Source organism: Helicobacter monodelphidis, from assembly GCF_003288845.1.
Lineage (GTDB): Bacteria > Campylobacterota > Campylobacteria > Campylobacterales > Helicobacteraceae > NHYN01.
Genome location: NZ_NHYN01000022.1, coordinates 21,219 through 30,079, shown reverse-complemented (window position 1 = coordinate 30,079; position 8,861 = coordinate 21,219). Strand labels below are relative to the sequence as shown.

Below are 8,861 nucleotides of genomic sequence, written 5' to 3'. Positions count from 1 at the left end.
TTCTTGAGCTATTTTTTACTTTCATATATTCTTTCTGATTTTGTTCTGTAGTTTGGTATGCCAAAGGGGTGTATTGTATTTGATGTTTTTTAGAAAAAAGTAGTATAGTTCTTATATTAGTCTGAGGGTAGTTAGTTGGATTTTTTACCTATTTTATTTATTCATTTCTTTGCCTTGTTGCTCCCTGGACCTGATTTCTTTATCGTGAGTTCTTATGCTCTAAAAGCAAATTTTAAGAAGGCATTATGGGTTGTTTTTGGGGTTTCTTTGGCTATTTTTGTTTGGATTGTTTTATCTTTAGGTGGTTTAAAGATTGTTTTTGAAGCTTTTCCATTTATGAAGATTTTATTAACTCTTTTGGGTGCATCTTATTTATTGTATTTGGCTTATTTATTGTTAAAGAATTTGAAGCAAAAAGAAAGTTTTAAAAGTTTAAGCTATATAGACAAGCCTTTTATTAGGGGCTTTATGACAAATATTAGTAATGTCAAAGCCTTATTTTATTTTAGTAGTATTTTCTCAAGCCTCGATTTTTCTTATCATTTTTTGAATCTTAGTTTTCTTGTTTTTTTGTTAGTGGTGGAGAGTTTTTTGTATTTTTTAATCATAGCTTTTTTCTTTTCAAGTTCAAATATCAAAAATCTATATTTGAAGCATTCTAAAAAGATAGATTTTATTTGTATTTTTGTTTTTATTGGCTTTGTGCTATATTTATTTATTAATCTTTATAAGGAGTTTGTAAATGGTTAAAAATGTGAAAAATTTAAGCAAGGAAGATGTAGACGAGCTTTTTTATGGCAAGCCACATTTTTGCTCTTTAGGATGTATGTTTGGTGAAAAAATAATTAATTCTTGGAAGGAGAATGTATTAAAGCAAGAAATAGGGCATTATCATAATGCTCCATTGATAGCAAGGATAGGTATGGCTTATTATGAAAGTGTAGGGAATGCGATTCTTAAAAATGAATACTATAAAAATGCGAATAAAATAATCTTTTGATTAAAAATATAACTTTTCCATATATTTCGCCAATTGATTATATAATTTCTTATTTAGATATTATATGGAATGGGGGGTGTAAAAGGGCTATTTTTGAAGATCATAAGGCATTTTCTGGTTTAGTAAGGGTATTAGGCGAAGATTCTAGCATAGAACCACATCAAGATATTTTTAGGAGAGATGATTATGAACTTTGGCAAAAATTACCCATCAAAGAACAAATTGCTTTTAATTGTTTTTTAAGTGTTGCTGATGAAGGAGGAGAGATGGAACTTTGGGATTTGAAACCAAGTGATGAGGAATATAAAAATTTGCAACATAAGGATGAAAAATTAAGCTACGGACTTGATAGAAATAAAATTTCTTTTAAAAGTATAGATTATAAGCCAAAATTAGGGGAAATAGTATTGTTTAATGCTGGTTATTTACACGCTGTAAAAAGAGTTAAAAGGGACATAGGTTAACTATGTCAAGTTTTATAGGTGTTGTGTGGATGATAGCAACGAGCTGTGTATTTGGAGTTAGGATTAAGAAAGTTTAAATACACTGCATACCTGAAAGCATACCTAGACTAACCAACCTCATAGTGCGAATTGACAAAGAGATCAGCTCCTAATTCAAAAGCTTTTGCTTGATTATGACCTTCACTGACAACTACACCTTTTGCTGTGAAAATATATTATCTTTCAGTGTTAATTTTCTTACCTTTTTTGGGGACTCTATCCTAAGATTTATAGCTAACATTGTAGCAATATCAAGCCCCTCTAAATCTATACTTCGCAATGTAGTGCTCTTCACTTTGCTCACTCTACCAAAGCTTACACGAATTGATAAGATTTGCCCTGTGATGCTCCATTTATACATATGATAATTGATTCTATACCTATTTTGTTTCCTTTATCGTTAAATTTTCCCCAAAATGCTAGTGCGAAAGACTAACCATACGATAATAAAACATATTCCTAATATTACCCATGATATATATTGCGATTTGCAGTGACAATCTATGCAATCATCATTGCTTATCGGCTCACAAAACGAGTGTAGTGAAGTTCTTTAGTAGTGGTAATAATTTTTCATTATATAGCTTTCGTCCTTGCCTTAAGCCAGCGGTGTGCCTTGCCTTTAAGATGTGGAGAGAGAGCTTTAAATACCTTTTTGTGGTAGCTATTTATCCATTTGATTTCATCATCACTTAGGAGACTTTTCTCGATACACGAGGGTTCAAACGGACAGAGGCTTAGCACCTCAAAGCACAGAAACTCGCCAAACTCACATTCTTTAGGTTTAGCTACATCACAAGCAAGCACAAGATTTTCAAGCCTCACACCCCACTTGCCCTCACGATAAATTCCCGGCTCGATAGAGGTTATCATACCCTTTTTCACGCGATTTTTTGGCGATGGTAAAGCATAATATGACAGCACTTGCGGTCCTTCATGGACATTGAGATAATACCCCACTCCATGCCCCGTGCCGTGCTTATAATCGATATGCTCTCTCCAAAGTGCATTCCTTGTGATGCTATCAAGCATCGGCATTGCGATATCTTTGGGGAATACCGCTTGTGTCATCGCGATATGTGCCTTTAACACTAGTGTATAATCCCTCTTTTGTGCACTTGAAACCCGCCCTATCGGCACTACGCGTGTGATATCTGTCGTGCCATTTTGATATTGTGCTCCAGAATCTATCAACAGCAATCCATCACCACTTATCTTCGCACAATCCCTCTTCTTTGCACGATAATGAGGCAATGCACCATTAGCGTTGAATCCTGCTATCGTTGCGAAGCTATTTTGCGTATAAAGCTGATTTTTTGCCCTAAATTTGGTGAGTTTTATGTCTATATCAACTTCATTTATCGCCATCTTCGCACTAAGTGCTTCCTCTAGCCACGCGAAGAATTTGCATAGTGCCACACCATCGGCTATCATCGCATTTTTGATATGCACGACTTCTCTCTTCGTCTTGCAGGCTTTCATCAGTGTGCTAGGATTGGGCGAATCCACTAGCACAATATTGCGATTCAAGCATTCTGTGAGACTACAAACAACTTTGCTTGAATCTAATAGCAATACGGAGGTTTTCATTTCACGTAAATAAGGCTCGATTTCATCATACGCCTTGAGCGTGATACCTTGTAGAGTGAGATTTTTACGCACCTGTGCTACATTGGTAAATAGCAATGCTTCACTATCTGTAATCACTAAATGTGCGAGAAATACAGGATTGTACTCCACATCAGCCCCGCGTAGATTAGTGATGTAGGCGATATCATCAAGACTTGAGATGAGATGAGCACTCGCACCTAATGCGTGCATTTCCTTGCGGATATAGGCGAGTTTCTCTGCGGTGCTTGAAGCACAAAATTCCTCTTTGTGTGCCACAATCTCGCTCCTTGGCAGAGGTGCTCTCTCCTCCCAAATCTCGCCGACTAAATCGAGATTAGTAAGCCTCATATCTTTGGCATTCATTATCTCATCAAGCTCGTGTTTGAGGCTAAGTGAGAGTGTCCTAAAATCAAGTGCAAGAGTGCTTTTCTCGCTCAATTCATTCTTGATAAAGCTCATAAAGGTGTTATTGTTATCTTGCTTTTGGAGGATTATCCCGCTCCCCTTGCATTCTTTTTGTGCTTGGATATGATAGCGCCCATCAACCCACAAATACGCTTTATCTTTCAAGACAAGCAATGAGCCAGCCGAGCCACTAAATCCGCTCACATATTCTCTGCATTTCCAGAATCCCGCGAGATATTCGCTCGCGTGTGGGTCGGCAGTGAGTATCAAACACGCATCGACTTTATGGTGGTGGATTCTCTCCCTTAGGGCTTCTAGTCGTGTATTTGTCATCTCTTCTCCTTTGAAGTTATTTTAAGGTTCTAATGTGCAAGCATTTTATAAATCGGCTTCCTTAGGAAAAATAGCACGATGGCAGTCCCAAAAAGTGCCCACATACATTGCCCAAAGAGATTTGGCAAATGTTCGATATTGTCCGCACTCACACCGCCACCGATAAGCCCAGCGATGATATTCCCAAGTGAGCTTGCCACAAACCACAGCCCCATCACTTGATTTTTGATAACATTTGGAGCAATTTTTGTCATAATCGAAAGCCCCACAGGGCTAAGGCACAGCTCGCCTAGCGTGAGGCATAAAAGTGCAATGATAAGATACAATGGCGAGACTAGCCCACCATCGCTGGCAAGCACAACTTTTGAGGCAAGAAACATTATCCCAAAACCCACTCCTGCACCAAACACACCTAAACCGAATTTACTCATCGAGCTAAGCTCGATATTTTTCTTTAAGAGCAGAATCCAAATCATACTGATGATAGGAGCAAAGATGATGATAAATAGCGGATTAAGCGATGAGAACCACACGACAGGGATTTCCCAACCAAAAATCACTCTGTCAGTGAAATCTTGCGCAAAGAGATTGAATGAAGTGGGCTTTTGCTCGAAAGTAGACCAGAAAAATGCTGCGGCAAAAAAGAGTATCACAAACACGATGAGATTCTTCTTTTCATCACGATTAAGATGGCTGAAAAAATAAAGATACAAGAAATAAATTGTAGTGCAAATAGCGATGACAAAAACCATTTTTTTAGCGAGGCTTGCAGGGGATAAATCAATTACTCCATAATGCCCAAGTACGACGATGAACACGATAAAGGCAAGTATGGCGATGACACTGCACATAATTACCTTTAATACGTTTTTATTCTCTACCATCGGCTTGTCATAATCCTGCTCTAGCCCGACTTTATCGCGGAATTCTTCAAAATCCTTTATTGTTTTAAAATAAAATATCGCTAGACATAGGAGCATTCCTAGCCCACCAATACCAAAGCCCAAGTGCCAACCATATTCCTTTTGGACAATACCTGTGATGAGTGGTGCGATAAATGCCCCAATATTTATCCCCATATAGAAGATAGTAAATCCAGAATCCCGCCTCGCATCATCTTGTTTATATAGCATACCTACCATCACCGATGAGCAGGTCTTAAATAATCCTGTGCCTATGACGATGAGTGCAAGCCCTAAGAAAAACATAATCTCACTAAACATACTTAGACCAATAGATAAATGCCCAAATGCGATGATAATAGCCCCGATAAATACGGCTTTTTTCTGCCCTAGCCAATTATCTGCGAGCCAGCCACCCGGCAATGTCGCGAGATATAAGAATCCCCCAAAGATTCCCACAATTGCAGCGGAATCTTCTTTGCTCATTCCCAAGCCACCCGAACTCACTGCAGCCGCCATAAATAGCACGAGCAAGGGGCGGATTCCATAGAAAGAGAACCGCTCCCAAACCTCCGTCATCGACAAGCTAAACAATGGCTTAGGGTGCCCCATAAACGATGTGTTTATATCGGTATTCTTGCTCATTTCCCCTCCATTTCTAGCTTAGCATCAAAATATTATTCTGCTAAATTCACCAAGCATATATCTTTTCTTTAGTCTTTCTCGTAAAAAACTTTTGGCTATTTGACGCATTAACCCTTGATTTAGCTTATATTAAAAATTATGAAGCTTTTTAACAAATTCTAAATTTATACCAAATTTTACATTATATGTCAATATTAATTTGCATTTTTAGTGAATATAATTAAATTTCTCTAAAATTTCCTTTTTCCCTTGACTTAGAGCAGCTCTCATCATTTATAATTTCACACAAGAATCTTAGATTCTTTCAGTTATATTTTAAGGAAGCACAATGAATGCAAAAATAGTGATACTTGCAATAATCTTAGGAGTAAATATGCAAGCAAACGACACAACAAAGCAAAGAATGGCAGAACAAGAACTCATCAAGCAAGGGAGTTTAGAAAGCTTCAAAGGTGATAGCAAACTTTAGTGGCAAAGTGAAAGTCGAAATGATGTTTCAAGCAAATGAATGGCGGGACTTTAGCGGTGGTTTAGTGAGTTTCTCTCCAAAAGCTCGCAGTGCGTGGCACACTCACCCCAAAGGACAAACGCTCATCGTGATTGATGGCGAAATCTACACAGGTACGCAAGGTGGTATCGTGCAAGTCGCACACAAGGGCGATGTTATCTCGTGTCCGCCAAATGTAAAACATTGGCATGGTGCAGGTGAATCTCAAAGTGGTGCACATATCGCACTTACAAGTGAGGTGAATGGCAAGAATGTCGTGTGGCTTGAGAAAGTCAGTGATGAAGAGTATAAAAATGCTCTTAAAAAAGCAAGTAAATTTGATCAGTAGAGTCATTTTTATTATGAGCATAAAGGGAAAAAAATGAAAAAACTAATATTGTTAAGTATGTTTTTATGTTTTATCAACGCTTTTGCAAATGATAAAACTCATATAAAAACTCTTATTATAGCTTCTCATCCTTATCCAGAACAAAGCACTTTCATTAAAGCTTTAGAAGAGGCTGCAAAAGGTGTTGAGGGGACTCAAGTGCGTAACTTAGAAAGCATTTATGGTTATGATACACGAGCAATTGATGGAGAAAAAGAACGAAAAATCACATATGAATACGATAGAATAGTATTTTTATTTCCGACTCACTGGTTTAATATTACTCCTATGATGAAAGCTTATCTTAATGAAACTTGGGGAAGTGTGGGTCCAGGACTTTGGCAAGGAAAAGAGATGCTAGTTGTTTCTACTGCTGGAGGAGGTAGATCTACTTATGGAAAAAATGGTAGGGTTGGAGTAGAGCTTGCTGATCTGTTTTTACCTATGAAAGCTAGTGCTTTGCATTGTGGAATGAGATATTTACCTCCGCTTGTTTTTGAAAATGTTAATATAAGTGAATTAGAAAATTATAAAAAAGCCTTTATTGAAAGACTTAAGCAATAAGAATGTTTTAGAATACATATGTTAAATACTTAAAATTTTTATAATTTTTAGTATTTAGTAAAAATATTTTTTAATTTTACTCTTGACTGATAGCTACTCTCATCATTTACAATTTCAATATGAGAATCTAAACCATAGATTCTGAAGCGTTATTTGGCTTCAGAATCACACAAATGCAACGATGAAGCTATGCTTTTTAGGCTTATGTGGCTTAGATTCTAAACATTTTAGATTTCTTAAGGAAAATCTATGAATAATTCTTCAAATTCAAGACGCGAGTTTATGAAAACTACCGCGATAGTTGGTGGTGCTGTGGCACTAGGTGGCGTAAATCTTTTTGGTGCAAATGCTTCAAATCCTTTGAGTAAGCCTACCCAAAATAAACCTATCAAATGTAAGGGCTGGGCGGCATTCGATACAAGTGGTGTGTTAAAGCCCTATGAGTTTGAGCGTAGGGCTGTGGGCAAAAATGATATACTCATCGAAATTAAATTTGCAAGTATTTGCCATAGCGATATTCATCAAATCAAAGGCGATTGGGGGAAGCAAATCTACCCGCAAGTTCCCGGACATGAAATCGTAGGCATTGTTACGCAAGTGGGCGAAAATGTCAAAAACTTCAAAGTCGGTGATAGGGCTGGGGTCGGCTGTATGGTGGATAATTTTGAGGGTGTAAGAGGTGATGAGCAATACGATAAAAACACGCTTTTTACTTATGGTTTTGTGGATAAACGAGAGCCGACAGGTATATCACAAGGCGGATATAGCACGCATATCGTAGTCAATTCTCATTTTGCTATCAAAATCCCTACAAATATCAGCTTTGAGGAGGCTGTGCCTTTGCTTTGTGCGGGGGTAACGACTTATTCGCCACTTATGAAATACCAAATCAAAAAGGGCGATAAAGTCGGTATCGCAGGGATTGGCGGACTAGGACATATCGCTATCAAACTCGCAGTGAGCAAGGGTGCGAAAGTCTATGCCTTTACCACCTCAAAGGACAAAGTCGCCGACATTAAAGGCTTTGGTGCAAGTGAAGTCATCGTGATAGAAGACGCTTTGAAAAATACTCAAGCTTTGGACGCATATAAAGGCAAACTTGATTATATGATAAGCACGATTCCAGTGCAATTTGATGTGGCAAGTTATGTAAGTTGCGTAAAGCCTTTTGGGACATTTACGCAAGTAGGAATGCCTGCAAAATTCGAACTTGCACTCTCAAACTTTGGACTAGCTCAAAGTCGTGTGAATCTCACCGCTTCGCTCATCGGCGATATGAAAGAGACACAAGAAGTTATGGATTATTGTGCGAAAAATAAAATCTATCCAAAGATAGAGGTTATCGAGGCAAAAGAGATAAATAAAGCGTGGCAAAAGGTGCTAGAGAAAAAGGCAAGGTATCGCTATGTGATAGATAGTGCGAGCATTTAGGTGCAATTTGAGAGAAATTTGAGAGAAATTTAGGAGGATTAATGAAGGGTTTAATGCAAAAAATGAGAATCTTAGCAATTTTATTGATATGTTTTCAAGGAGGATTGATGGCAAATGAAATCATTGTATTTGAGTTTGAGGGACAAAGCGTGGAATTGAGACTTGCTCATAGCGAGGGGGCAAAGGAATTTCTCGCACAGCTCCCTTTAAGACTAGAGTTTAGCGACTTTGCAAGGAAAGAAAAAATCGCTCGTGCGGGACTACCAAAGGCACTTAGGGCAAAAGGAGATAGGGCATATCAACCTCAAATTGGGGATTTATTCTATTACAAGCCTTGGGGAAATATCGGAATCTTTTATGAGATTCAACCTGCTTCAAGTGATTTAATCTTGCTTGGTAAGCTCACAAATCCTAATGATATAGAAAAATTCAAGGCTTTGAAAAAGGATTTTTGGGTGAAGATTGATATAAATAATGACAAATAATTGCAATATTTTTACCATTTTTAAAACCATTTGATTGATAGCAACTCTCATCATTTATAATTGCAAAGTGTAATCTAAGAGCCTAGAATCTCGCAAACATTTGTAAT

Annotated in this window: 8 protein-coding genes and 1 pseudogene; 7 read left to right on the top strand and 2 right to left on the bottom strand. The window is 37.6% G+C overall.

What is annotated here, in order from left to right:
• Window positions 1–135 precede the first annotated feature (135 nt).
• The 3 genes from CCZ01_RS08575 to CCZ01_RS08565 are packed head-to-tail and all read left to right on the top strand — an operon-like array spanning window position 136 to window position 1,464.
• Entirely contained in the window at window positions 136–750 is a 615-nt protein-coding gene (locus tag CCZ01_RS08575; protein ID WP_112052807.1) for a LysE family transporter, read from the top strand.
• Window positions 743–1,000 (top strand): hypothetical protein, encoded by a 258-nt coding sequence (locus CCZ01_RS08570; protein ID WP_112052806.1) that lies wholly within the window; start codon window positions 743–745, stop codon window positions 998–1,000. Before CCZ01_RS08575 ends, CCZ01_RS08570 begins: the two co-directional genes overlap by 8 nt.
• On the top strand, window positions 997–1,464 hold the full coding sequence (locus CCZ01_RS08565) for a 2OG-Fe(II)-dependent halogenase WelO5 family protein (RefSeq protein WP_112052805.1): 468 nt from the start codon (window positions 997–999) through the stop codon (window positions 1,462–1,464). Before CCZ01_RS08570 ends, CCZ01_RS08565 begins: the two co-directional genes overlap by 4 nt.
• A gap of 615 nt (window positions 1,465–2,079) precedes the next feature.
• On the opposite strand, the gene CCZ01_RS08555 is transcribed toward CCZ01_RS08565, so the two are convergent.
• The gene (locus tag CCZ01_RS08555) at window positions 2,080–3,852 is read right to left on the bottom strand and encodes an aminopeptidase P family protein (RefSeq protein WP_112052803.1); all 1,773 of its coding nucleotides are present in this window, start codon (window positions 3,850–3,852) and stop codon (window positions 2,080–2,082) included.
• Between the two features lie 29 nt (window positions 3,853–3,881).
• The gene (locus CCZ01_RS08550) at window positions 3,882–5,399 is read right to left on the bottom strand and encodes a peptide MFS transporter (protein ID WP_112052802.1); all 1,518 of its coding nucleotides are present in this window, start codon (window positions 5,397–5,399) and stop codon (window positions 3,882–3,884) included.
• A 403-nt stretch (window positions 5,400–5,802) separates the two neighbouring features.
• On the opposite strand from CCZ01_RS08550, the pseudogene CCZ01_RS08545 reads away from it, so the two are divergent.
• From CCZ01_RS08545 to CCZ01_RS08530, 4 genes and pseudogenes are all read left to right on the top strand, one after another.
• Window positions 5,803–6,235, top strand: a pseudogene (locus CCZ01_RS08545) ((R)-mandelonitrile lyase).
• A 33-nt stretch (window positions 6,236–6,268) separates the two neighbouring features.
• Window positions 6,269–6,838, top strand: coding sequence for an NAD(P)H-dependent oxidoreductase (locus tag CCZ01_RS08540; RefSeq protein ID WP_112052801.1), 570 nt, complete (start codon window positions 6,269–6,271; stop codon window positions 6,836–6,838).
• A gap of 249 nt (window positions 6,839–7,087) precedes the next feature.
• Window positions 7,088–8,269, top strand: coding sequence for an alcohol dehydrogenase catalytic domain-containing protein (locus tag CCZ01_RS08535; RefSeq protein ID WP_112052800.1), 1,182 nt, complete (start codon window positions 7,088–7,090; stop codon window positions 8,267–8,269).
• 107 nt (window positions 8,270–8,376) lie between these two features.
• Window positions 8,377–8,754 carry a cyclophilin-like fold protein gene (locus tag CCZ01_RS08530; RefSeq protein WP_258437161.1) on the top strand — a complete coding sequence of 126 codons (378 nt, stop codon included), beginning with the start codon at window positions 8,377–8,379 and terminating at the stop codon, window positions 8,752–8,754.
• Window positions 8,755–8,861: the final 107 nt, after the last annotated feature.